Source organism: Acetobacterium sp. UBA5834, assembly GCF_002435675.1.
Lineage (GTDB): Bacteria > Bacillota > Clostridia > Eubacteriales > Eubacteriaceae > Acetobacterium > Acetobacterium wieringae.
On sequence record NZ_DJGY01000027.1, the window covers coordinates 13,016 to 37,030 of the forward strand.

Annotated in this window: 24 protein-coding genes and 2 pseudogenes; 11 read left to right on the forward strand and 15 right to left on the reverse strand. The window is 43.6% G+C overall.

The genetic code is table 11. From position 1 onward, the window contains the following. Positions 1-60 precede the first annotated feature (60 nt). The 3 genes from B3F51_RS05565 to B3F51_RS05575 all read right to left on the reverse strand — a co-directional run bounded on the left by B3F51_RS05565 (position 61) and on the right by B3F51_RS05575 (position 2,057). Positions 61-471, reverse strand: coding sequence for a hypothetical protein (locus B3F51_RS05565; RefSeq protein ID WP_286945958.1), 411 nt, complete (start codon positions 469-471; stop codon positions 61-63). Between the two features lie 32 nt (positions 472-503). Further along, entirely contained in the window at positions 504-1,223 is a 720-nt protein-coding gene (locus tag B3F51_RS05570; RefSeq protein ID WP_286945960.1) for a DnaJ domain-containing protein, read from the reverse strand. A gap of 246 nt (positions 1,224-1,469) precedes the next feature. Beyond that, on the reverse strand, positions 1,470-2,057 hold the full coding sequence (locus tag B3F51_RS05575) for a hypothetical protein (protein ID WP_286945962.1): 588 nt from the start codon (positions 2,055-2,057) through the stop codon (positions 1,470-1,472). 270 nt (positions 2,058-2,327) lie between these two features. Here B3F51_RS05575 and B3F51_RS05580 point away from each other — a divergent pair, with 270 nt between their 5' ends. Further along, entirely contained in the window at positions 2,328-3,902 is a 1,575-nt protein-coding gene (locus B3F51_RS05580) for a hypothetical protein (RefSeq protein WP_286945964.1), read from the forward strand. Between the two features lie 117 nt (positions 3,903-4,019). On the opposite strand, the gene B3F51_RS05585 is transcribed toward B3F51_RS05580, so the two are convergent. The 4 genes from B3F51_RS05585 to B3F51_RS05600 all read right to left on the reverse strand — a co-directional run bounded on the left by B3F51_RS05585 (position 4,020) and on the right by B3F51_RS05600 (position 9,610). Next, positions 4,020-4,931, reverse strand: a complete 912-nt coding sequence (locus B3F51_RS05585; RefSeq protein WP_286945966.1) for a helix-turn-helix transcriptional regulator — start codon at positions 4,929-4,931, stop codon at positions 4,020-4,022. Between the two features lie 93 nt (positions 4,932-5,024). Continuing rightward, entirely contained in the window at positions 5,025-6,881 is a 1,857-nt protein-coding gene (locus B3F51_RS05590) for an ABC transporter ATP-binding protein (protein ID WP_286945967.1), read from the reverse strand. After that, entirely contained in the window at positions 6,878-8,617 is a 1,740-nt protein-coding gene (locus B3F51_RS05595) for an ABC transporter ATP-binding protein (protein WP_286945969.1), read from the reverse strand. Before B3F51_RS05595 ends, B3F51_RS05590 begins: the two co-directional genes overlap by 4 nt. Positions 8,618-8,728: 111 nt before the next feature. After that, positions 8,729-9,610: a helix-turn-helix transcriptional regulator gene (locus B3F51_RS05600; protein ID WP_286945971.1), complete on the reverse strand. Its 882-nt coding sequence runs from the start codon at positions 9,608-9,610 to the stop codon at positions 8,729-8,731. A gap of 105 nt (positions 9,611-9,715) precedes the next feature. Between B3F51_RS05600 and B3F51_RS05605 the strand changes: the two genes are divergently transcribed. Further along, positions 9,716-10,516 carry a 4Fe-4S binding protein gene (locus tag B3F51_RS05605; RefSeq protein WP_250934326.1) on the forward strand — a complete coding sequence of 267 codons (801 nt, stop codon included), beginning with the start codon at positions 9,716-9,718 and terminating at the stop codon, positions 10,514-10,516. A 129-nt stretch (positions 10,517-10,645) separates the two neighbouring features. Here B3F51_RS05605 and B3F51_RS05610 read toward each other — a convergent pair whose 3' ends face one another. After that, positions 10,646-11,470, reverse strand: a complete 825-nt coding sequence (locus tag B3F51_RS05610) for an exodeoxyribonuclease III (protein ID WP_070371722.1) — start codon at positions 11,468-11,470, stop codon at positions 10,646-10,648. A gap of 230 nt (positions 11,471-11,700) precedes the next feature. On the opposite strand from B3F51_RS05610, the gene B3F51_RS05615 reads away from it, so the two are divergent. Together B3F51_RS05615 and B3F51_RS05620 are read left to right on the forward strand one after the other, a co-directional pair. Beyond that, on the forward strand, positions 11,701-12,681 hold the full coding sequence (locus tag B3F51_RS05615) for an SPFH domain-containing protein (protein ID WP_228877997.1): 981 nt from the start codon (positions 11,701-11,703) through the stop codon (positions 12,679-12,681). A gap of 4 nt (positions 12,682-12,685) precedes the next feature. Further along, positions 12,686-12,886 (forward strand): PTS ascorbate transporter subunit IIC, encoded by a 201-nt coding sequence (locus tag B3F51_RS05620; RefSeq protein WP_070371724.1) that lies wholly within the window; start codon positions 12,686-12,688, stop codon positions 12,884-12,886. A 132-nt stretch (positions 12,887-13,018) separates the two neighbouring features. Here B3F51_RS05620 and B3F51_RS05625 read toward each other — a convergent pair whose 3' ends face one another. The 3 genes and pseudogenes from B3F51_RS05625 to B3F51_RS05635 form a co-directional block, all read right to left on the reverse strand. Next, entirely contained in the window at positions 13,019-13,669 is a 651-nt protein-coding gene (locus B3F51_RS05625; protein WP_286945974.1) for an SOS response-associated peptidase, read from the reverse strand. Between the two features lie 94 nt (positions 13,670-13,763). Then, complete coding sequence (locus B3F51_RS05630) at positions 13,764-14,612, reverse strand: hypothetical protein (RefSeq protein WP_286945976.1); 849 nt, start codon at positions 14,610-14,612, stop codon at positions 13,764-13,766. A gap of 252 nt (positions 14,613-14,864) precedes the next feature. Continuing rightward, positions 14,865-15,245 (reverse strand): annotated as a pseudogene (locus B3F51_RS05635) (iron chaperone); the annotation flags it as partial. A gap of 205 nt (positions 15,246-15,450) precedes the next feature. On the opposite strand from B3F51_RS05635, the gene B3F51_RS05640 reads away from it, so the two are divergent. The 5 genes and pseudogenes from B3F51_RS05640 to B3F51_RS05660 all read left to right on the forward strand — a co-directional run bounded on the left by B3F51_RS05640 (position 15,451) and on the right by B3F51_RS05660 (position 17,493). Continuing rightward, positions 15,451-15,876: a DUF3788 domain-containing protein gene (locus tag B3F51_RS05640; RefSeq protein WP_286945978.1), complete on the forward strand. Its 426-nt coding sequence runs from the start codon at positions 15,451-15,453 to the stop codon at positions 15,874-15,876. 98 nt (positions 15,877-15,974) lie between these two features. Next, positions 15,975-16,345, forward strand: a pseudogene (locus tag B3F51_RS05645) (KilA-N domain-containing protein); the annotation flags it as partial. Beyond that, the gene (locus tag B3F51_RS05650) at positions 16,293-16,691 is read left to right on the forward strand and encodes a hypothetical protein (RefSeq protein WP_187389180.1); all 399 of its coding nucleotides are present in this window, start codon (positions 16,293-16,295) and stop codon (positions 16,689-16,691) included. The pseudogene B3F51_RS05645 and the gene B3F51_RS05650, both read left to right, overlap by 53 nt. An 87-nt stretch (positions 16,692-16,778) precedes the next feature. After that, entirely contained in the window at positions 16,779-17,141 is a 363-nt protein-coding gene (locus B3F51_RS05655) for a type II toxin-antitoxin system RelE/ParE family toxin (RefSeq protein WP_070371729.1), read from the forward strand. Then, positions 17,134-17,493, forward strand: a complete 360-nt coding sequence (locus B3F51_RS05660) for a helix-turn-helix domain-containing protein (RefSeq protein WP_084633667.1) — start codon at positions 17,134-17,136, stop codon at positions 17,491-17,493. The genes B3F51_RS05655 and B3F51_RS05660 overlap by 8 nt, the downstream gene beginning before the upstream one ends. A gap of 701 nt (positions 17,494-18,194) precedes the next feature. Here the strand turns inward: B3F51_RS05660 and B3F51_RS05665 are convergent. The 4 genes from B3F51_RS05665 to B3F51_RS05680 all read right to left on the reverse strand — a co-directional run bounded on the left by B3F51_RS05665 (position 18,195) and on the right by B3F51_RS05680 (position 21,342). After that, a complete protein-coding gene (locus tag B3F51_RS05665; protein WP_286945982.1) occupies positions 18,195-19,076 on the reverse strand; it encodes a hypothetical protein in 882 nt (293 codons plus the stop codon). Positions 19,077-19,387: 311 nt separating this feature from the next. Then, positions 19,388-19,825, reverse strand: a complete 438-nt coding sequence (locus tag B3F51_RS05670; RefSeq protein WP_286945984.1) for a hypothetical protein — start codon at positions 19,823-19,825, stop codon at positions 19,388-19,390. A gap of 17 nt (positions 19,826-19,842) precedes the next feature. Then, positions 19,843-20,112 carry a hypothetical protein gene (locus tag B3F51_RS05675; RefSeq protein ID WP_286945985.1) on the reverse strand — a complete coding sequence of 90 codons (270 nt, stop codon included), beginning with the start codon at positions 20,110-20,112 and terminating at the stop codon, positions 19,843-19,845. Positions 20,113-20,322: 210 nt separating this feature from the next. Continuing rightward, positions 20,323-21,342 carry a hypothetical protein gene (locus tag B3F51_RS05680; protein WP_286945987.1) on the reverse strand — a complete coding sequence of 340 codons (1,020 nt, stop codon included), beginning with the start codon at positions 21,340-21,342 and terminating at the stop codon, positions 20,323-20,325. Between the two features lie 608 nt (positions 21,343-21,950). On the opposite strand from B3F51_RS05680, the gene B3F51_RS05685 reads away from it, so the two are divergent. Continuing rightward, positions 21,951-22,292 (forward strand): DUF6979 family protein, encoded by a 342-nt coding sequence (locus B3F51_RS05685; RefSeq protein ID WP_286945990.1) that lies wholly within the window; start codon positions 21,951-21,953, stop codon positions 22,290-22,292. Between the two features lie 282 nt (positions 22,293-22,574). Next, the gene (locus tag B3F51_RS05690; protein ID WP_286945992.1) at positions 22,575-23,756 is read left to right on the forward strand and encodes a Shedu anti-phage system protein SduA domain-containing protein; all 1,182 of its coding nucleotides are present in this window, start codon (positions 22,575-22,577) and stop codon (positions 23,754-23,756) included. The last annotated feature ends 259 nt before the right edge of the window (positions 23,757-24,015 follow it).

Genomic DNA, 24,015 nt, shown 5'->3' on the forward strand with positions numbered 1-24,015 from the left:
CCCCTCTTTTCAGTCATCTCACTAATTGAGGGGGGATTTTTTATTTGACTACTAGTTTCTTTACACAATCACCCGAACCGCAAAGGATTCTTTGCACGCCGGACATTTAACCATATGTTTACCCCGTTTGTTCGGCAATTTCAGGGTCTTCCTGCAATGGGGACATTTCCGATACCGATGAACCCGGATTTCTTTGATCCGCCGCAAAAATATCCGGCCTGATTTTTTGACGGGGTTCCACAGTTTCAGGAATTGTTCGTTTTCACTCCGTCGGCGACTGATATTTCGGGAAAAACCCCGTAACACCATCAGCAGAATCAAACCGTTTGAAATGACCATCAGGATCGTTGAATTGACCATCATATTGATCATCATCAGTCCCAAAGCCAGAAATAAGCCAGCGTAATAAAGCTGATCAATACCATAACGGCCCGTCATAAAGCGGATCAGCTTATTTTTTATACTTTCCATTTGTTGTCTCCTTCATCCGTTAACCATCGATACTAAAATATTAATCCCAAAAACGACAGCAAAAACTGGATTGCATAAAAACCAATAAACAGCTTAACAATCGTACCCAGTGGGGAAAAACTGGAGGTGCGTCGACTGGTGCTGCCAAACCAGCTGCGTCGGCCACTCATTTGACTCAGCAGGTTTTGATACTCGGCATTATCCGGCTCCATCTCAACGGCCATGCGGGCATGTTCCCGGGCTACGTCCCGGTAACCCAGGCCATAGTTGGCAATGGCACTATAGAAATGCCACTTAGCGCTACGATCCGCGAGATGATTGAGAATATTAAGCGCTTCTTCGTAGTTGTTCATATTAATCTGGTCAGCGGCGGCTTCAAAACTGAAGCTCCGCCGCTGGCTGTAAAAAGCTCCAAAAATCCATTCAAAGGGATCAAAGCCTTCAAAGGGGTCAGCCTGACCGCTTCGGCCATCGCTGCTGCTATATCGATAGGTATAGGTTCTGGTTTGTCCCGGATGACCTGGTTGATAGGGACTGGCATTGCCATGAGCATTGCCATAAGCATAGTTGGCCTGACCGCTTTTGATCAGATCATAGGCCGCATTGACCTCGCTCATTTTTCGGGCGGCTTCCGGATTACCTGGATTCAAGTCGGGATGGTATTGCTTCGCCAGTTTTTTATATGCTTTTGAGACGTCCTCATCACTGGCATCGTGAGGAACCCCCAAAATGTGATAGGGATCCAAATTCATGGTTATTCCACCTTTATCTGCAAATTTATTTGAAAATTTAATCGTGGAACGATTGTACCCCTTAATGTTTAGGTTTTGTTTAAACAATTGAATAAAAGCATTTCAGATTTATGTAAATAGCCTGATAATTTTGTTTCTTGCGAGATTATTTAAAAAAATTCTTTTTTGTTCATGCCCTAAAAAAACACCGCCAACCGATGAAGATCTCATCTGCTCACGGCATTTAAAATACTAATTACCTATCATTCAGCGTTTTTGTGACAAAATTCCGATCGTCGATCGCCCCGGTAGCACAAAATAATTATCGCCCAGGGTCACGCCAATTTTGGCGGTTTCGCCAGCAAACATGTCAAACAGTCGTTTCTGTTCCACCGTTGACCATTCTTCCCCGTTTCCGGGAACGTAATCCTGCGCCGCTGACCAGCCCGCTTCAGCTTTAACCGCCTCGGCAACAAAGACCTTACCGGTATTGACCAGCAGATTCATGACCTCATCAATCATAAAAAGCTCCATGGAGTCTTTCAAAATTTTGGCATAATCATCCAGCTCGGTGCCGACCGTGACAATATAGGGAAAAACCGGCTCGCTCTGGTCGACATAGCCCCGGAGCAGTGTGCTTTCAAAAGGCACCCCATTGATTTTAACCGCTTCTTCGGTTTTTTCCGTAACCTCAGCTTGAAAATAAATCGCCTTGGGCCGGGCAATCTGTTCCACCACTTCGTAAATAGGCTCGAGAATATCCAACATTGCTTCATTGCCTCTTAAGTGCAGCTCTTTGTCCAGGGTTTCCATATCGTAATTAAAGGGAAATTTCTCAAAAATTCTAAACTCCATTTTTACATTCTCCAATCTTTTGACTTGTTTTAAATATACCCATTCTTCATTAAAATATTAAATAAGAGTAAACTTTTTATTGTAAATTATGTTTCTCTATCCAAACTCATTGTGACGACCCATTGCGATCCCTACCAAATGAAAATCTGTCAGCATATCTTTGCCGAATTTAAAAGTATTTATTTTATGTAAATAAACTCTGTGATAAAATGATTTTACCAGCTTTTGCAAAACATTTGCAAAAGCAAAATAAACTAAAGGAGTCACCCAATGAAAAGAAAACTGCTGCCCTTATTACTTATCCTGGCACTACTGTTAAGTGGCTGTGCAACAACCAAATCCAGCAACGGTAATCCCGATACGCTTTCTGATGCAACAGCTGCACTACAGACGGAAATGGACGAGATCCAGACGATGTTGGAAGAAATCGGAACTTCCGTCGGGAAAAGCCCGGCTGGTGATGAGAAAGCCTATTCACTGATGAACAAACAACTCAACAGTAAAACCTATTTCTTTGATATCCTGGTCTGTGATGCCGATTCCAATGTGACTCAGGTCGCTACGAAAATGGACAGCCCTTTTATTGGTCTCAATTTAAAAAGCATCAACCGCCATCCTGAACTATTTGTCGATACTCCGGCGATGGTTATCAAACCCCACACCTCCACTGATGACACCCCTTACCTCTATGCTTCAGTACCGATCAAAAACGGTGGTTGGGTAATCGCCTACATCGATCCTTATAGCTTTGGGGCCGAACTCAGTAAACTGGCCATTGGACAGAATCTCGACCTCGGCCTCATTGACACCAATGGAACCAATGTCTACACCAGCAACATGACCGAAATCGGCAAAAATATTCTGACTGACCCCATTTACAGCAGTTTTGTCGAACTGCAAACCCTGATTAAAAATAAAATGATCCCCAATGCCCAGGGCGAAGGAACCTATACCTATAATGCCGTCGGCACGAATGACCCCGTGCAAAAACAAGTAAAATGGGACACTGTTAGCGCCTTTGGCTCGGATTTGCGGATTTATGTCAATTCCGAACCTGGTACAGGTGAATCCACAACCAGCAAAGGTGACCTGCGCCAGTTTACTGACGAGGAATTATCCTGGTTGGATACCGCCAGCACCTTTATCTATAGTGAATTCACAACGCTCGAAAACCTCACCAAGGCAGCTGTGACTGCCTATCAACAATCCGGTGAAAATAGCGACGCTTTCTCCAGCGCCTTAGCCGCCATTGCCAAAGAAAGCCCAATTGCCAAAAATGTCGCCTTTGTCAATAATCAAAACCTCATTACCAACGCCTATCCCACTTATTTTAAGGGTATTTCCTTTGATCTTTATGATAAGAACATTCCAGCCATCAGCCAGCAAAAACAGCCTTTTATCACCGACCTGACCTTTGCCGATCATCAGTCTCCCTCGATGCAGCTGCTGGCCTTTGTAACCCCCGTTGAAAAGGATGGTCAGATTGCCGGATATATTGTGACCCAGGTACGCCTCTATGATTTTGCGGCCTATCTGACCAATCTGGAAAGTATCGGCAAAGATGTCAACTTCATGCTCACCAATAACGACGGAACGATTCTATACGATGGTGATCTCACTGAAATTGGCATGAACACGTTTGAAGATGACCTCTACGCTGAAGGCACCTTAAGTGACTATATTCACAATGAATATAAGCCCAATCGGGAAGGCCAGTCCCAATATGAATTCTATGGCGCCGGAATGACAGAAATCATTCCCAAGCGGGTTGTCTGGAAAACCATGACCTTTATGTGGAATGACTTTAAGCTCAGCATGAATTCGGAATGGAAACCGGTGGAATAACAAACCTGGCCATTCTTTTATACTTTACCCTGACACCTGCGCTAAAAAGCCGGTTCAAAGCAGACAGATTTTTCTTCCGCTTTGAACCGGCTTGTCTGGCGTTGGTTGTCGATCAGACTAGCTGTTGCGAATGGCTTTAACCGGATAGGCTTCAATGTAGCCGCGGTAGCCCATCGGTGCCAATTGGAATCGCGGTGCTGCTTCGGGTGCCCATTGGTAGCCGTAAACGGTTGGATCAAAGCGTTTAGCATGCTCCCAGATCACACCGATTTCGGCCATAAAATCGATATCATCATAGGGTTCACCCTGAAATACCATCATCGTGCAGGGCGGCAGCTCGATCAGCTCGTATCCTTCCGGAATGACATTGGCATAATCCAGCGGTACCTCCACCCCCTGTACATATTGGGATGTCCCTTCCCGGATCAGATGCCCGGGCAACCACATCCCGATGGGTTCGTACAAGGCTTCCTTGACACTGGTCAGCACCGACCAGATCTCACAACCAACTTCTTCACAGTAGCCAAAATACTCGGTTGCTTTGACACCCCGCTTTAACAAAAGCTTCCGGGCTGGCCGCTCAATTACCTGAACAAATACCGTTTTGGTTTCTTTTTTTTCGCTCATTCTATTCTCTCCTTTATGCATCGACTGGTAGGTATCGAAAACTTTCTGAGGCATAAACAATTTGATCGGCGGCGTCTGACGACCATATTTGCTGGGGGCCATACCAAACTCCCGGGAAAATGCCCGGGTAAAGCCTTCATGGGAGTCAAAGACAAAATCCATGGCTACATCGATGATTTTCACCTCCTCATCTCTCAAAAGAAGTGCTGCCTGCGTCAGACGCAGGGCCCTGATATAGTCAAAAGGCGGTTTTCCCGTAACCTCTTTGAACAGCCTGGCCGCATACCAGGGCGAATATCCGGCTACATTGGCCAGTTCTTTCAAGGTGATCTTGCGGTGGAGATTCGTTTCGATATACTCCTGCATCCGCTGCACCGCCTGAATAACCTGTGCCTCTTCCATTTTTCTCACCTCCTGACTTGATTATAGTCCAGAACTTCAAACCGTTCTTGACACGCCTTGCGAAACGAGCATTTTCTAGCACCCGGGTAGCCACTACCCCACCAGATGATTAAACTGGCTGTTATACAAATCAGCATAGAATGTATCCGCAGCCAACAACTCCTGATGGGTTCCTTTTTCAACAATGGTACCGTTATTCATCACCAGAATCAGATCGGCGGACTTAATCGTGGACAGCCGATGGGCAATCACAAAACTGGTTTTGCCCTTCATGCTCTGAACCATCGCTTTCTGGACTTCCAGTTCGGTTTTTGTATCAACGCTGGATGTCGCTTCGTCAAGAATCATCAGGGCCGGATTGGCCAGCATCGCCCGGGCAATGGTTAATAACTGCATTTGACCCTGGGAAACCGTTCCTTCTTCATTGGAAATCACTGTATCATAGCCCTCTGACAAGGTTCGGATAAAATGGTCACAGCGGGCCGCCTTGGCGACCGCAATGATTTCTTCACGGCTAGCATCCATTTTGCCGTAAGCAAGGTTCTCTGCAATGGTACCCTTAAAAAGCCAGGTATCCTGAAGTACCATCCCCACCATCCGCCGCAGCCCACTTTTTGACAGTTTCTTGACATCAATGCCATCGACTGAGATGGTTCCGCCTTCCAGCTCATAAAAGCGCATCAACAGATTAACCAACGTGGTCTTACCGGCACCAGTGGGCCCGACAATGGCCACCATCTCATTGGGTCTGACGGTAAAGCTGACATCCTGCATCAGCAATTGCCCGGGTTTATAACCAAAGCGGACATGTTCAAAGGCCACCGCCCCGTCTGGCGCTGTGATCGCTATGGGGTTGCTGGTTTCCGGCAGCTCTTCGGCTTCGTCCAGAAATTCAAAAACCCGCTCGGCTGAGGCCAGCGCCGCCTGCATTGAATTGATAAAATAAGATGCCTGGGTAATCGGATCGGCAATCTGGTTAACATACTGCAAAAAAGCCTGCACGGTTCCAATGGTCATACTGCCGTTAATGGCAAAGATCCCGCCAACAATGGCCGTCACCACAAAACTGAGTTGTGTCAGAAAACGGATCGCCGGATAGATGGCATAGATCACAAATTGTGATTTTTTGTTGGCCTGATACTGTCGTTCACTTAACTCCCGTTCGGTTTGCGTGACCATATCCTGCTGGTTAAAGCTTTTGATAATCAGATTGCCGGTATAATATTCTTCGATTTTTCCGTTAAGTTCCCCTAACACCTTCTGGTTTTCAGCGAAAATTGCCAATGTTTTTTGGGAAATCGCTTTGGTGGCAAAAACGCTAAACGACATCGTCGCAATGATGATCACCGCCATAATCGGGCTGAGTGCAAACATAATCACTACACTGAAAACCAGGTTGCAAAGGGCATTGGCAAACTGTAAGGCCCCTGTTTTTAAGATCTCAGCAATCTTATCGGGATCATTGGTGGTGCGGCTTAATATTTCGCCGGTTTCATTGGCATCGTAATAATGAAGCGGCAACCGGGTAATTTTTTCGCTTATTTTCTCCCGCATCGATAAGGCCAGCTTTTCTCCGACACTGGCCATGGTATACTCCTGAACAAAGGCCACCGCTGCCCCAATCAGATAGGCCAGCGCCAACAAGAGCAGCGGCAACCCGACAATTTTTGCCAGCTGTTCATAACTGCCACCCAGGCCATTTGCACGAATGGCCTGAATCAGCTGATCCAGGGCTTTGCCCATGATGATCGGGGTAACAGCAAAGAGTCCGCTGCTGACTACTGCCGCCAGCAAAATGATCAGCAAGGCCCATTTTTGTTGCAGCAACAACCCCATCAAGCGTTTTCCCGCCAGCTTGGTATTTTTCGGAATATCTTCCATTTCCGGTTTTACTTCGGGATTAAACGCCTGCTTCTTTTGCTGTTGTGGTTTTTTTCGCCGTTTCCTCATAAACTGCCGACCTCCTTTTCGCACAGCTGCGATGCCACAATTTCCTGATAGACCAGGCAAGTATTGATCAGTTCAGCATGCCGACCAATACCAGCCATCCGACCGGCCTCCAGCACGATAATCTGGTCAGCATCAATAATCGTGCTGACCCGCTGGGCGACGATCACCACCGCTGCCGAAGCCATCTCTTTTTTTAAGGCTTGTCTCAGCGCCGCATCGGTTTTAAAATCGAGTGCCGAAAAACTGTCGTCAAAAATATAAACCGGGGCTTTTTTTACCAGCGCCCGGGCAATGCATAACCGCTGCTTCTGGCCGCCGGAAAAATTGGTGCCACCCTGGGCCACCGATCGCTGGTAGCCTTCGGCAGTCTCCATAATAAAGTCATGGGCCTGGGCGGTTTGGGCCGCCTGTTCCAGTTCCTGCTGAGTGGCCTGACTGTTTCCCATCCGCAGATTATCGGCAATGGTGCCACTAAAAAGGAGCGCTTTTTGGGGTACATAACTGATGTTTTCCCGCAGCTCATGTTGAGAAATCTGGCGGATATCCACCCCTTCGAGTGTGATGGTGCCGCTGGCGACATCATAAAGACGCAGCATCAGACTGGCAATGGTACTTTTGCCCGAACCGGTGCCACCGATAATGGCCGTGGTTTTTCCCTGCTCACAGGCAAAACTGATTTCCTTAAGAACCGCCTCCTCGGCACCCCGATAGGAAAAACTAACCTGATCAAAAACAATTTTGAAGGGATCAGCCGGATTTCTTCTGGATTGCGGTACGGTCACATCGTTTATTTCCGGAATCGTATCCAATACCTCCTGGGTACGATCAAGGCAAGCCTTCATTTTAGGCAACATAACCATAACCATCGACGACATAATCAGAGCGATCAGCAAAAGAATGGTATATTCTGAGACGGCGGTAATGCCGCCAACCTGTATTTCGCCATTGAGCACCAAAAAGCTGCCAAACCATAACACCGCTACCAGACTGATTCCCACAACTGACCAGATCAGCGGACTGAATACCGCAAAGGTCTTATTCAGTTTAATCACGTTATTGGCGTAATTTAAAAAGGCCGCATTGGTTCGATTTCTCTCAAATTCGGAATTATCAAAGGCCCGGATGACCCGCACCCCGGTAATCGCTTCGCCCATGATCCGGTTAATGCTATCCAGTCGCATTTGGATGGTTTTGGAGATCGGACTGGCCTTGATAAAAATCACATAGATACCCAACATGAAAACAACCATGGCCAAAATCGGAATCGCTACCAATTTGGGGCTCACGGCGATCGTCATAATAATCGCCGTCACCGCAATAATCGGTGCCGGCAAAACCATTTGGGCCAGCATAATCACCGTCTGTTGGATCACCGTGATATCGCCAGTTGCCCGGGTAATCATTGAAGCGGTACTGAAGTGATTAAAGTCACGGATTGATAAAATCTGGGTTTTGTCAAAAATCCGATCCCGCAGGTATTTTCCTGAAAGGGCGGCTAAATCGGCACTCATATAGCTGGCCCATAAGGAAATCAGGGCTGATAACCCAACCGCTGCCAGCATCTGCAAGCCCAATCGCACAATTGCCATCAGATCATTTTTGAGAATCCCATCATCAATCATTTTGGCCGCAAAATAGGGCACCGCCAGCATACTAAAGGACTGGATTACCGTGGCCAGTATGATTAAAAACAACAGCGCTTTTTTTGTTTTTAAAAATTTAATCAAATATGTCATCTTTCTGCCCTCCGAAGTTGTTGTGAATCGTTATGTCGGTGTATTCTTGCTTTTTACGAGATTCGACAATTGTTAGACCTGGTTTCTTAGGTTTTAATCACGAACAGAGAATCAGCCTTGCTTTTTTTCACCTTTCGTATAGCAGGCATCACTTTTTTCCCTGGCTAGTTTCAACAGATAGGCCATTTTGTCATCGGTATCGGTGCCAGGTTCGGGAATATGCACGGCCATTTTGAGGTTGGAATGATCCGCTACATCAAAATTGCTAATTTCAAAATCCAGGCGGCCAACAATGGGATGTATCAATTGTTTATAGAGTTCGCCATTATTTTTTATCTCATGGAGTGGCCACCAGCAATTGAAATCGGTACTTGCGGCTTTGAGGTCCTCAACAAACTGTTTAAACCAGGGATCATCAACAAATTTTCCGCAGCTTGCTCGGAAGCGTCCCACCATCCCTTTGGCATGGTGTTCCCAGTCGACAAACATGGTTTTATATTTTGCATCGGTAAACATGGCCCAGACGATGTTTCGCTCAAGCTCATTCATCTCCTCAAAATCACCAAAGATTGTGCCAGCCGCATCGTTCCAACCGATGACATTCCATTGCTGGTCGGTGATCAACGACGGACAATGGCAAAGACTATCCAGAACATGTTGCAATGCCGGACTGATCAGATGCTGACGTTTGGAACTTTCCGACGGAAGAGGCTGGTTGGATAGGCGGTAAAGATAAGTTCGCTCTTCCTCATTAAGCTGCAATACCCGGGTCAGGCTCTCCACCACCGAAGTCGACACCTGAATGGGTCGCCCCTGCTCAAGCCAGGTATACCAGGTTAAACTGATCCCCGCCATTTGCGCCACTTCTTCTCTTCTTAATCCCGGTGTCCGCCGCCGTGCAAGCGCTTCAAGCTCAAGTCCCTCTGGTGTCATGCTTTGTCTGCGCTTTTTTAGAAAATCACCCAGTTCTCTGTTTCGCTGTTCACCATCCATTTCCCTGCTCCTTCCTGTTAGTATTGATACTAGTATAATCACTCTTCTGGTAACATGATCGCATTTATTGTATTCTGATTAAAAAGTTATTATTGGAGGCAAATCATGAACTACCAAACCCTTAAACTGGTCAGTTTTTCACCGACCGGTACCACCGAAAAAATTCTGAATGCCATTGCCCAAGGTTTTAATCCCGGCGATTTGATCACGATCGATATCACCCGACCGAAACAACGGAGCCAACCCCTTCTACTCGCCACTGATGACATCCTGCTCATCGGCGTCCCCGTTTACATGGGGCGTGTCCCGGAAGTGATTGGCCCCTGGTTAAAAACGCTTCATGCCACAAACACGCCGACGATTTGTGTGGTAGTCTATGGCAATCGCGTCTATGATGATGCCTTGCTGGAACTGCGGGACATCATCATCGGCAATGGTTGTCTGCCCATTGCCGCCGGAGCTTTTATTGGCGAACACTCTTTTTCAAGTTCCGAAACACCCATTGCCGCCGACCGACCCAATCCAAGTGATCTGGCGCTGGCCGAAAGCTTTGGTCGAAAAATTAAGGATAAGCTGCTTACACACCCAAACCCTGACCGCAATTGCCTGATCTCGCCCCCGGGCCAGATACCCTATCGTGGCGAAACGACCCTTTGGGATGTTGATTTTATCGCTGTCAGCCCTGCCTGTAACAACTGTCAACGCTGCTCAAGCATCTGTCCCACCGCTGTCATTAATCCCCAGGATAGCCGTCAGATTGATCATAAAAAATGCATCACCTGCTGCGCCTGTATTAAAAAATGTCCCACCCAAGCCCGATCAATTAAGCCGGGGCCGGTTCATGACGCTGCTAACCGGCTTCACACTAATTTCAAAGCTCCCAAGCAACCAGAACTTTTTTATTAGCAGCAGCATCGCTTTCACCCTTGTTCGTATCGACTGGTGTCCGCTGACAACCGTTGCCCTTTCTGACAAATGCCCAAATGACCTATTTGTCGCCTAAGCCGCTACCGTAAAACCCTGAATCACTAAAAACTAGTCCAGTTCAAACAGTAATGGTGTGTGATCCTGTCGTGGCCCTGAATCAATCATTTCCGATTTGACAATGCGGTTAGCAATCCGATCACTGACCAACCAGTAATCAATCCGCCAGCCCGAATTGTTGACTTTGCTGGTCTTAACCCGTTGCGCCCACCAGGAATAAACGCCGGTCACATCGCCATGCAAAAAACGAAAGCTATCGGTAAAACCTCTGGCCAGGAGCTGGCTGAAACCCTGCCGTTCCTCATCGGTAAAGCCAGCGGAGCGGCGGTTATTTTCCGGATGGGCCAAATCGATTTCCTGATGGGCGACATTAAAATCACCGGTCGCAATGACCGGTTTTTTCTGATCCAGAGCAGCCAAATAATCGGCGTACTTCTGGTCCCAGATTTGACGATCAGCCAGACGATTCAGGCCATCTCCAGCGTTTGGGGTATAAACCTGGGTCAGATAAAAATCATCAAATTCCAGGGTGATGATCCGACCCTCTGCATCCATGGTACCTGGTGCGCCAATGACTGGCCTTGTAACAGCTGGGGTCAGATCTTTCTGGTATAAAAACATGGTTCCGGCATAGCCCTTACGGGCTGGTTGGACGGAACTGCTCCAGACGATTTCATAATCTGAGAACCGGTCACTCAGAATTTCAAAGTGTCTTTTCGTTGGCCCCTTATCCGACAGTTTTGTTTCCTGAATGGCAATCACCTGGGGCTGATGTGTGGCGATCCTTTCCAATACCTGCTGCGATAATTGCGCCCGGGGTGACTCTCCGGTTAATGCCGCATTTAATGAATCAATATTCCATGATATAAACTTCACGCTTTTTCTCCTCGTATCCTAGCTTAAAAAATTCTTTCATTGCCGAAATTGCTTGTTTTTTCTTTATAATTTATGTCTCATCATCTCATAATATCGCTGTTGAAACAATAATTTTTCTTAATCGCTACGCCAGTTTCTTTTCTCAGGGCGTCTCTTTTCTCAAAAAAAGATTGCTTAATAAATATCGTTATGATATTATTTTGATATCATATTGAAAGAAGGTATTTATTATGGACGAGAAAATTCTCCATGGCAAAAAGCATGGTATGCTGGTATTCCTGATCTCGCTGCTCATTTATGCCGCAGCCCTTGTCGGTCTTATCGCCACAATTGCCACTGACGGTAGTGGCATTGTGATTGTTATTTGTCTTATTTTGCTTTGCACCACCTGGCTGCTCTGGCCGGGGCTGAAAGTACTTAAACCTCAGGAAGCTCTGGTGCTGACCCTTTTTGGTCATTATGTCGGTACCATCCGGGAACCGGGATTTTATTTTGTCAATCCATTCTGTAGCGCCGTTAATCCGGCAGCCAAAACCCGTTTAATCCAAAGCGGTGATGTGAAGGGGGATAAAGATGCGGCAGCGGCCGAACCCGCCTCACGTAAAATTTCCTTAAAAATTATGACCCTTAATAATAGTCGCCAGAAAATCAATGATTGTCTTGGTAACCCCATCGATATCGGCATTGCCGTTACCTGGCGCATTACCGACACCGCCAAGGCTGTCTTTAATGTTGACAATTACAAAGAATACTTATCCCTGCAGTGCGACAGCGCCCTGCGAAACATTGTGCGACTTTATCCCTACGATGTGACCACCAATGTCGATACCACCGGCGACGGGATTGCCGACGAGGGCAGCCTGCGCGGTTCCAGTGAAACCGTGGCTAAACGAATCAAAGAAGAAATTCAGAGTCGGGTCGATGAAGCCGGGATTGAAGTGGTGGATGCCCGCATCACCTTCCTAGCCTATGCCCCCGAAATTGCCGCCGTCATGCTGCAAAGACAACAGGCCTCAGCCATTATTGATGCCCGTAAAATGATTGTTGATGGTGCTGTCGGAATGGTGGAAATGGCTTTGGCCCGTCTGAATGAAAATGAAGTGGTGGTGCTTGATGAAGAACGGAAAGCCGCCATGGTGTCAAACCTCTTAGTCGTTTTGTGCGGTAATCATGATGCCCAGCCGATTATAAATTCAGGCAGTCTTTATTAGGATCATGGCCGATAACAAAAAAAAACAGATCCCCCTCCGACTTTCCCCAAAACTTTATGATGCCATCGCCGCCTGGGCCGAGGATGATTTTCGATCCGTTAATGGCCAAATCGAATACCTCTTATCCGAATGCGTACGGCAACGGAAAAAAAACGGGAAATATGTCTCGGATGAAATAGACATCCCGCCCGAATTGGATATTTAAAAACAATCAATGCTGCTGTCGGGAATTGAGAAATATAGGCATCAATCGGGTTGATCTCATCAATTTTAGTCGTGGTGGTTCACTTACTCTACTATTAATTTAAACAACCCATTTCGTTCTCCGTTTCTTTACTTAAACCACATCATGATCATTTTGGGGCGGGAAATCATGGGCTAACAGATCGACGAAGCTATACTGCTTCTCGCCCTGAATCAACTCTCTTTTGAGGACGACCTGATTTTCGCTGATGATTTTAATCGCAGTCTCCGTGGATTCCAGAAACCCCCTGGCCTGATTGGTAGGAATCACCACTGGCATCCGGTCATGAACTTCCGCCACCAGTTTTACCGGTGGCTTTGTCATAATCAGAAATTCATCAGGCCCCTCTTCCTGCCCATGAAAAAAGCCTCCAAGATACATCAGCCCGTCAGCACCACTAAAGCGGAATTTCTCTTTTTTCGCATTCCATTCATAAAACCCCACCGCCGGAATCAGACAGCGACGCTTTAGAAAATCATCCCGAAAAACGGCTTTTTCCAGCACCGTTTCGGAACGGGCATTAATCAACAACGTCTTTTTTTGATAATGCCAATTATACCCCCATTTAAGAAGCCTAAGCGCAATTCCCTGCTGATCCGGCCCGGACACATAAACCGGGGCCAGATCGGTTGGGTAAATATCCCCTTTTCTAATGGTTACATGATATTTTTTATTGACTTCTTCAACAATCGCCTTAATCGCTTTTTCTTCTTTGTCAGAATAAAGAATATAACGTCCACACATTTTTACACCTCGCTTTTTATAACTGGTTGTAATTTCGCCTGTAAAAAGGAATACTGCTATCGACTGCTGCGCCCTTTACTCACTGCTTCTCAGATTATTTTACAATCTCCAAAAATGCGGCTTCATATGGTGCCCGCTTTTCTGATTGCAAGGCATTATCCAGCCGCAGCAGGACATTGCCGATCTGATAGGTCGTTCCTGCTGCATCAGAAAAAACCGTTAAATAATCGTAGCGCTGTTTCGCTACCGCATAGTCCTGATAAACTTCCACCGATCCACCGATGGGTTCAATCTGATTTTCCACCTGCTCAATGGAGGTATCTTCAAAGCGTGCGGCCTGGGCTAATTGGAGATTTGGCTGTTTTAATAAACCCGTTGCATAATCAGGATCGGTATATACCACCACTTGCCCAATCGGTTGTCCCATTGCTTTTAGCTGCTCGATGATTTCCTGCGGTGACAGGGTGCAAAACAATTGCGCATCCTGTTGTTCTTTTGCTTTTTGTTTTTTTGCCGCTGCAATCAAACTTTCAAAGCTAAACTGCTCGGTCTTTTGATAACGGCTATCATAGGTGGTTTTACCTTCTTCGGAATCTGAAAAAAGATATAAGGTTTCATCCGCTACTTTAAACCGGATCTTCCGCTTTGGTGTATCCACGTCATCTAAAAATAACTCCAGATAGTTTTTATGAATACCACCGATCTGCCACTGACCTTCCGAAACCATCAGTTTTCCATCATAACCATTATAAAAAGTGACAGACCCATTTTCGCTAAAAGCATAGCCCGTCATTGCTGTATCATTTAAATCCCCCTCACTGGGCACTAATTCCCAATTACCAACGAGTACTGCTTTATTTTCGGCACAGCCCGAAAGTACCAACAATGAGCTAACCAGAAACAGAAGTATCACTAACCCCTTAATACCTGTTCGTGTCTGCATCTTTCTTATATTTATTTCCCCCATTTGGAAAAAGGAATCCTTTTTCATGCTTTTCTTCATACTATCCTACCACCTTAAAACACCTTTGATAATTCTTCCAGATAGACCAAATTTAAATCATTTTTTGCAACGCTCATCATCTTATTCTGTTTGCTTTCTTCTGTATAATGATTCAGTAAATCAACGGTCATCCTGCTTGCCAAGCTCAGGGTCATCGTTCACATTTTTATTCTTGATTCCAGCTTCGGTCTTACGCTTCTTTTGTTTATTTTCACTAAGTATCTGATTCTCTGCCACTCTGAATGCAACGATTTTTTGGATCAGATCAAAGGGGATTGGCTGATTGAGAGGAAATTGAACTGATCCTTTGGCACTTTTATATTTTGATAAATCTTGCTTGAATTTTTCGATACCCGATGGGGCGGGATAAAATCCGATATGGTTTTTATATGCCGCAAAATGAACCAGATTGCCGCCCAGATAAAAAGTCGGCATCTGATAACTGATTTTTTCTTCCGCTTCGGGCGCCGCTTCTTTAATAACTTGCCGTATCTCCTGAAGGATTTCCTGAATTTCTGCCGGGAATTGCCCAATATAGGTATCAATGGAGTTAATATTGTCTTTTTTAATCATTGCTACTTTATTCCTTTCGACTTTAGTATAAGTGTACCAATCACCATCACAATTTACCACTATTTTTATGTTTTACTTGACCTGTCTGAGGCATGGTGATAAATTCTAAATATAAAATTATCGGTAATTGGGAAAAAACCGGATTGGACATCCTGCTTCTGCACCTATTCCTGCTACGATTGCCAGAAAATATTGGAGGTTCCCCATGGAATGGAGTCTATCTTTTGAACAGGACCATGAACCAACCCTGGCTGAGATGATCAGTTTTGTCAAGAATCCGCTCTGGGTTGATTTACAAAGCTTTATTGAAACCACCTATCATATCCAACCGGTCATGAATTACAGCCGTTGCTCCGCCCAGCGCGGCTGGAATCTGAAGTACCGCAAAAGCAGCAAATCCCTTTGTGTTCTTTACCCTATGGATGGCTACTTTATTGCCCTGGTCGTAATTGGAAACAAAGAGCTTAACGAAATGGAAGCCTACCTTCCTCAGAGCAGTCCAGAAATTCAGGCCCTGTTTAAACGAACCTCCTTTGCTGCTGGCGGCCGCTGGCTGATGATCCCGGTTACCTCGGAACGGATTCTTGACGATGTCAAAAACCTGATTCAAATCCGGGTTCGACCCAAATAGTAACGAGCTTATTACTGGATTCTGACAGGCTTTATTCGCACTAAAGGGGCAATCTAGACGCTCGACCAGAAAGGTATAAATTTTCAAAGGAGAATCAAATGAAAATAAATGCAAATGGACGTGAAATAAGAATCCTCGGTTTTGGTACTGATGATGAAAATTAAGCCTAACCGATATTGCGATATACAAAAGTGATGATCCAACTGCAGTAATTGCCAATTGGATGAGAAATAGGGATACGCTTGAATTTCTTGGTTTATGGGAATCTTTTCATAATCCAGATTTTAAACCCCTCGAATTCGAGGGGTTTAGAAGACAGGCGGGATTAAATGCTTTTACAATATCACCCAAGAAATGGATCGAAAGCGTTAATGCAATCGGCATAACTAGCAAATCCGGGAGATACGGCGGAACTTATGCCCATTCAGACATTGCCTTTGAATTTGCATCATGGATATCCCCTGAATTTTACTATACCTCAATCATCTGATTATACCTTAGAAACAATGAATCGTGGGACTATTATAAAATTTGATGGCAATATTGAAGTACCTTCTGAATTTGATATGACACAACTGATAGGACAATTCAAGGGCATGATTAGTCAAGAAATTTCATCAAAAATGTCCGATGGTGAAGCGGAAGTATTTGTAAACTTTTTTGAAATATGCAATCCAAAAATTCCGATTATTAGTCAATTCGACACTGGTGACGTTATTTCATTAATAGAATCAGAAAACCTTTTAGTTCAATACCCTGATATTGAAGATTATGAGATCAACTTCAACTATACTACCAAAGGAAATACTCCATAAGAATGAAATTAATTAAAACAGACCGTGATTAGAAATTGACAAACAATAACTCGCGAGTTATTATAATATAAACTGGGGGTGTGAGGTTTGCACAAAATACTTTTTTATAAAGACCCAAAAGGCAATGAGCCAGTATTGGATTTTATCAGAGAATTAAGCAAAAAAAACGATAAGGACAGCCGTGTTAATCTCAATAAGATCAATGATTACATCCAAATGCTCAGTAAATACGGTACAAAGATCGGCGAGCCATACATCAAGCATTTAGAGGGCGAAATTTGGGAGATCAGGCCCTTAAGAAATAGAATCTTCTTCGTCGCCTGGGTAGATGGTAGTTATGTATTGCTACACCAATTTATAAAGAAATCACAAAAGACCCCTAAACGAGAAATCGAACAAGCCAAACGAGAATTGGCATTCTTAAAAGAAAGTGGTGAAAATAATGAATAATAAAGCAATTGGTAGTAGCTGGACCGATGTCAGAAAAGAAATTTTTACACCTGAAGAAATTCTGGAATCAGATTTAAGGGTTGCTCTCATGGGTGAAATCATTAAAGCACGCCATGATAAAGGGATTAGCCAGAAAAAGCTTGAAGAATTAAGTGGTGTCAGACAGCCAGTGATTGCCAGAATGGAAAGAGGTTCTACCGATCCCAAATTAACAACAGTCCTGAAAATTTTGGAACCGTTAGGAATGACTTTGACGATTGTGCCCATAAAGGAAAAACGCATGCGTCTTAAACCGCCGTTTGAACTCAATCTTTCTAAAAATGGCGGTAAACATCCTATAAAAAGAGGCTAGCCAATGAGCCTAAAGTTTTGAAAGAATGGACGCATTAATCAAGAGTCTTTAGGGGTCAAAAAATCTCTTTGGGGTAACCTTAGGGGTCAACCCTGCAAAGAGTATAAAAAAACAGCCACAAACGGCTGTATTATTCGATTTCTTTATTAATTTCAAATGGCGGAGAGAGAGGGATTCGAATTGTCATCAGCCCATAAAATCCAATAAAATCGTATACAATCATTTATCAAGCAATCGCATAAAACAGGGATTTCTTTCTATTTTTGTATAATTATGTAAAATCTAATTAATTCGTAGTAAGGGTCACGGTAAGGGTCAAAAAACGAGGTGTTCTGAACCGCATTTTCACTTCTATCAGCTTCCGTTTTTTCCTATAATTGGTCCTGCTGTTTAAATCAGAATCAGTGATCCCAGCCTTGAAAAACCAGGCAGTCCGGAAGTTGGAGTCCGGGTTCTCGGAGACCAACTCCACCTCGAACCTAATGGATCTCTGCTCATGGAGCCACATGAGTTCTATGATTAATCTTTTTCAAATAGCATCTTATTTTTATTGTGGATACCGGTATACACATAAAAACGCTCAAGAAAAACGTAGAGAAGTCACTGACGAATACTAGTGGCAAGGGGCGAAATGATCGCACTAACATAAAATAATGCTACTATGCTTTGTTTGTTATTAAATACATTTTCAAAACTGAAGTTTACTTTCTAAATGTTTCAGTATAGGATTGTGACGTTCTCGTAATCGTATTATCGACATTAAGCTGGTAAATATCGCTTACAGCAAGTGGCACTTTTTGCCAATTTGAATTCCCAGAACTTGGCGGCTTATAATAATTCTGTTCGTATGCTTCAAAAGTGCCACTTTTACAATCTTGTGCAACGTAAATAATACGATATCTGTATTCATAGTATTTTGAACCCAACCATAACAAGCCACATTCTTCATACGGATTCCCATTTATTTTCAAGCCAGGTAACGTTGATGTTCTTTTTAAGCTATACCAGTCCCCTTTAATTTTATTTAAAAATTCATTTGCGCTTACAAATGGATAATCAACATTTCCAGGTGCTTTAGAACCTGCAGGGAGAATTTCAATACAAATCCCTTCCAGTCGATAACCAAAGCCTTCTGTCCCAGCTGATTCACCATTTTTGGCCCAATCCAACCATCCATAATTTTGAGCATGCACCTTGTAGTAAATATCAAATTGATCGGCATCGGCTCCTGTCAATCTGATCTGAATCGCTTCCAAGCGATATCCCATTCCTTCAGTACCGGAAAAACCATTCGATGTGGTCCAACCTTTGGCAGTGTCGGTTTCCCAACCGATGTTCTGGATATGCGTCTGATACTCAATCCCAAGATCACAACCCGTTTTATCCAGAGCTATACGAATGCCTTCCAGCCGAAGACTTCTGCCTTCTGTGCCTGACATCTCACCCTGCGGCGAATACGCCTGCCAGCCGACGTTCTGGACATGGGTGCAATAGCTCACACTCGGTGTGGCATCAGCCCATACAGCAGTTGGTACCAAATAAAGCATTGGCAGTACCATCAGGTAAACCAACAGTCTCTCCATCCCTCTTCTCACAAATCTGACCTCCTTTTCATTTTTTCTCTAATAACGATTTACCCCCGATTGTGCTCGTTAAGCAAAAGCAACTACTTATTTCATTTATCAACTTTCATTAATTTATTTTCTTGTATCACGCAAACCAACTATCATAGCGCAAGGCGGTCATAGTTGGCGGTGCGACGCCAGCGGAGGCCGGTCGCCCCGGAGCCCCACGAACCCCAACGTATAAGCAAACCGCTCGCTCTGACCGGCCGAGTTAATGGCAACTGTAGAAGGCGATCCAGGAGAGGTAACCTGTTTCAATACCTCTTAACTTATGCTTTATAATCTGGATTACTTTGTAACCAACCACCGTTTGTATCAACTGTTGTATCGCCGTCACCATCTACCCAAATAGTTCTACCATCTGGCAAAAGGCGTTCATATGGCGTTACATAGTGTTCATTGGGATTTTCAATAAAATCGACGTTATCGACCATGAGAAAATTATTAACTGTATCAATAAGACCGTCTACCATTCCATCAAGTTCATCTACTATTCCATCATAAACATCATTATCAGCTACGGGCAATCCATCAACTGTACCTTCAAGACTCTCTCCTATTCCATCGCAAGCATCGACTATACCAATTGCAAGAACACCTACTGCAACAGTTTTAAGCATTTCTGTTCCTACTTTGACAGCAGTATCGGTATCACCACCAATTATGGCATCTGTTGTTCTCAGTCCATTTTCAACGAACTTTACCAAGCCATTTCCTATACCCTCTAGATATGAACCGCCACTTTAACAACTTTATCAAACCCATTGGACTGCATATATATATCCTTTTTAATCGTTCCATAAACTGTTTCTGCAACACCTTCTGTAACACTACCCAACATTTCACCTGTGCGTTCAGTGACATTACATGCACCCTCGCCAATTTCACGCAAGAAGTCACTATCTATAACTTCTCCTGCAAGATATACCGGCGCACCTATTACTAGACCTGCTACACTTCCTGCCAGTTTTCCAATATCCTTTATAAAACCCATTATAATGCCTCCTTTAAATTCATCTCTGTGATTATATTTCGCTTGTTCAGTTTACTTTGCCGCATCAGTGTAAGTAATCCCAGTACGGGATGGGCGAGGTAGTTGGCGATACGCCGCCAATGAAACACAGGGGGTACCCCGTTCGAACCCAGTCGTATTGGCAACTTGTTTGTTGCAAAGGAAAAATCGTTGCTCGCTAGCTTATGGTTTCTAAAAAACTAACGGTGACCAATCGATGTTTGATTTGATGGAATATTTATTAAAAATCCCATAGGCTTCTGATTTTGTAAGATATTTTATCAATTTTTCATTTTTTTCTCTCAGCGAATATACCTCACCATTGGAAGTATCCAAGTGTACCGCCTCTATGAAGTTCAAATCATAACCATTAATCTTATAATAACTCCATCCATGATAAGCTGCTCCACCTGATCCAAAATCGATAATATAATTGTTGGCATCCAGGTAATATCTACCTCTAATTTGCGCATCACGTCCTAAAACTATAGTAGGCGTACCGTTCGTGATCTGATAAATAAGTGATACCTGTTGATCAAGCTCACCTGAATATGGAAACTTTGTAAATGTTTGTGGCTTTACCGGCCTGCCTATTATTAATTCGGGTATTCCATCATTTGATAAATCTTCATAGTAATAATACAATTGACCAATATATTGATTTTTCCAATTTAATTCTTCTATATCCGATGCAATCGACGGATACAATGATAGCGGATTTTCATAAAACGGTTCTGCTTTATCTACCACGCCACTTGGCGCACCTGTCCCAGCCGGAACGACGACGATATTAATCGCTTCAAGCCGATAACCGTAACCAGCCGTCCCAGCTGATTCTCCATTTTTGGCCCAACCCAGCCAACCCATGTTTTGAGCATGAACCTGGTAATAAACATCAAATTTTGAAGCATCTGAACCGGTTAATTTAATTTGAATGGCCTCCAAGCGATATGAAAGACCCTCCGTCCCGCTCATGGTTCCATTTGACTTCCAACCTCTTTCCGTATCGGCTTCCCAGCCAATATTCTGAATGTGGGTCTGGTAATTGATCCCGAGATCATAGCCTTGGGTATCCAACTTCACTTCAATTCCCTCTAAACGAAGCCCCTTAGCTGATGTGCCACTCATCGTGCCATCTTTTTCCCAACCCTGCCACCCCTCATTCTGCACGTGGGTGCGATAAGACACACTTGGATTTGATGCTGCTGTCACGCTGACTGGGATCATCCCAACAATAAGTAATAGTGCTAAAAAATAATACCGTCATTTTTTGAATACTTTTACTCACAAATTCATCCTCCTTCTCAACTCCTGATTTTTTTATTTTATCAACAGAATACTTTGCATCATGTTTTTTTAACAGTGTTTCATATTTCATTAACTTTAAGATGACTTTAATTCAACAGTAACAATCTTTAAAAATCTTGTCAATATGTGGCAACTTGTGTGACATGACTTAATTTGAAATAAAAAAAAACCGGCGTGAAGCACGGGTGCAGTAATAGTAGCGATAGCGACGCCAGCGCACAGGCCGGCGCAGTAACAGCGGCCACGAACAAAAGCCACGGCTTGTGGCCGGCGGTGCTTGAACCACGCAGTTAAGGGGCGGCCGGGGGTAGTTGGCGGTGCGCTGCTAGCGAAGGCCAGCCGCCCCGAATCCCAAGGTGAACCCAAACGTAATGGCAAGCCGGTGGTGTGATTTAAGAAGCTTAAAGTCCGGTTGTCTAAAAATAGACTAACCCCAAAATACATTTTTTTCAATATATCTATGATCAGTCTCGTTAACCTGTTATACTATTCCCGAAAGGAGTGAATTACAAATGAACAAATATGCTACCACTGCATTAAAAGCTGCCGAATTGATCAGTAGCGGCCTTGATCCCAGAAGCGCCTGGGAAAAAGCCAGCTGCCTCTATTTTGAAGCTGGCAGCTCTAGTCAGAAAAAGGGTTGTCCCAAGAACGCTTTTTTAGGTTTGTATGGAATTAATCCCACCGGAAAAAACGCCACCTATGCAATAACCGCTTTAAACTATTTGAAACACAATCCTCGTGAAACATCGGTTGAACGGTTGTGGGAAATTGCCAATAACGGCAGCAGAATCAAGCACAATTCACAGATGAATGTCGTTTTGGCACTTTGGCAAGCTGGGTATATCAGGTAATTTTAACATCGGTTTCCTTATTACGTTTTATATGACCCGGAAAAACGAGTTAAAGTGAACTTCTAGTACAAAGTCGAATGCAGCTAAGTAAAAGTATACTTCGTGTGGTTCTGTTTGAGCGACGGTTCTAAACAACGTTGAATCCACAGTCATCCCACTCACAACATTGATGTGTATCACACCCAACAACATTTTATGAATATTTATAAAAATTATCAAAATCAATTTAATAGTATATTAATTTCAAAAATCTGGCGAAAGTACTTATTATGGTGAATATCTATGTATACCTATGAACAAATAGAAGAATTGTTAAAAAGCATTGTTGATGATCTTAATAACAAGGTTTTTAATCTAATAGATAATTTTTTAGAGTTATATCCTGAAAAGCGCAATTCCTTAAATCCTGCCTTTCCTTTTCCTAAAAAAATAAAGGTGGGTGTTTTAAAAAAATTTCTGGTCGTCGAATATTGCGGGCCCGAAGATCCATTAGACAGTAAAATTGAAGCAGAAGCCTATTTTAATCCTGAAGCCAGCATTTTGGACTTCATTGGTGTTGACTTAGGTAAAGCAAATATTCTGTCTCTTCCAGTAAACCAACCTGTTGAAAACTTTTCATTCTTTTTGGGGAAATCTATCAGTTATTTGTGCGACTACTTATATGACTTTACCCAGCTTCCATCTGAATACATAGTTATGAATGGGTTATTCAATTTTGAACCGTTAAATAACGAAACAACATATATCTCTAACATTTCATTTTTTTGGTCAAATAATGAAGATCGACTTATGTTGAAGCATATTGATTTTATGGAAATTATACCACTTTTAGAAGACGGCATTGGTTATCACACTGAAGAAAGCTATAAAAAATTAGCCGAATTTTTAATTTTTAATAATGTACCGCAATATCGAGTGCAATTGCATAGAGCTCTGAATGAATTTATTGAATTAATTAGCTTGGATGCTACAAAAGAAGTTGATATTACAAACTTCTTAGAAGCAAACCCTGAGATACTACAATATTCCTTTGGTACAAATAAGTTGAACCCCCAAATTTTATTGGAGTGGCAGTATGATTGTGAAATGCATGATTTAAAACCTGATTTTATGCCTGTGCGCATGGATGGTTTTTGTGATATATTCGAATTTAAATTACCACATCTAAATTCAAAGAGTTTCGTTGGTTCAAATGTGCGGCAGCATCCTTCATACTCAATAGATGAAGCGATTGCACAATTGAATTGTTACCATGAATGGTGTTCACAACTAGTGAATACAGAGTGGTTAGAAAAAAATAAGGGAATAAAAATTCTTAATCCACAAAGATATTTAATTATGGGGCATAGTAAGGATTTTACTCCCGAACAACGAAGGAAATTGCGTGAACAGAGAAATGTGACAATATTTACATATGATGAATTCATTGAATTAGCTCGATTTCAAATCTATCGTTTTAGATAGAAAATTGTGAAATTTATTGCTGTCAATAAAACCTGTAATCGGGAACGAACTTTAACGCAAAAAAGCAAATGGCCATGTCGAGGCGGATGCCGATACATGGCTGGGAGAAGCTTTCTTAATTTTTATGGTGAAGTGGAGACGGTGGCTTGGAAGAGGGCCTCCCTTAGGGATTCCTGGCTGACGACGGAGCAAAAAGACGACGGCAAACAGGCTATTCCTAATTACACAACGAACCCAGTGTTGTCCGTCAAATTAAAAG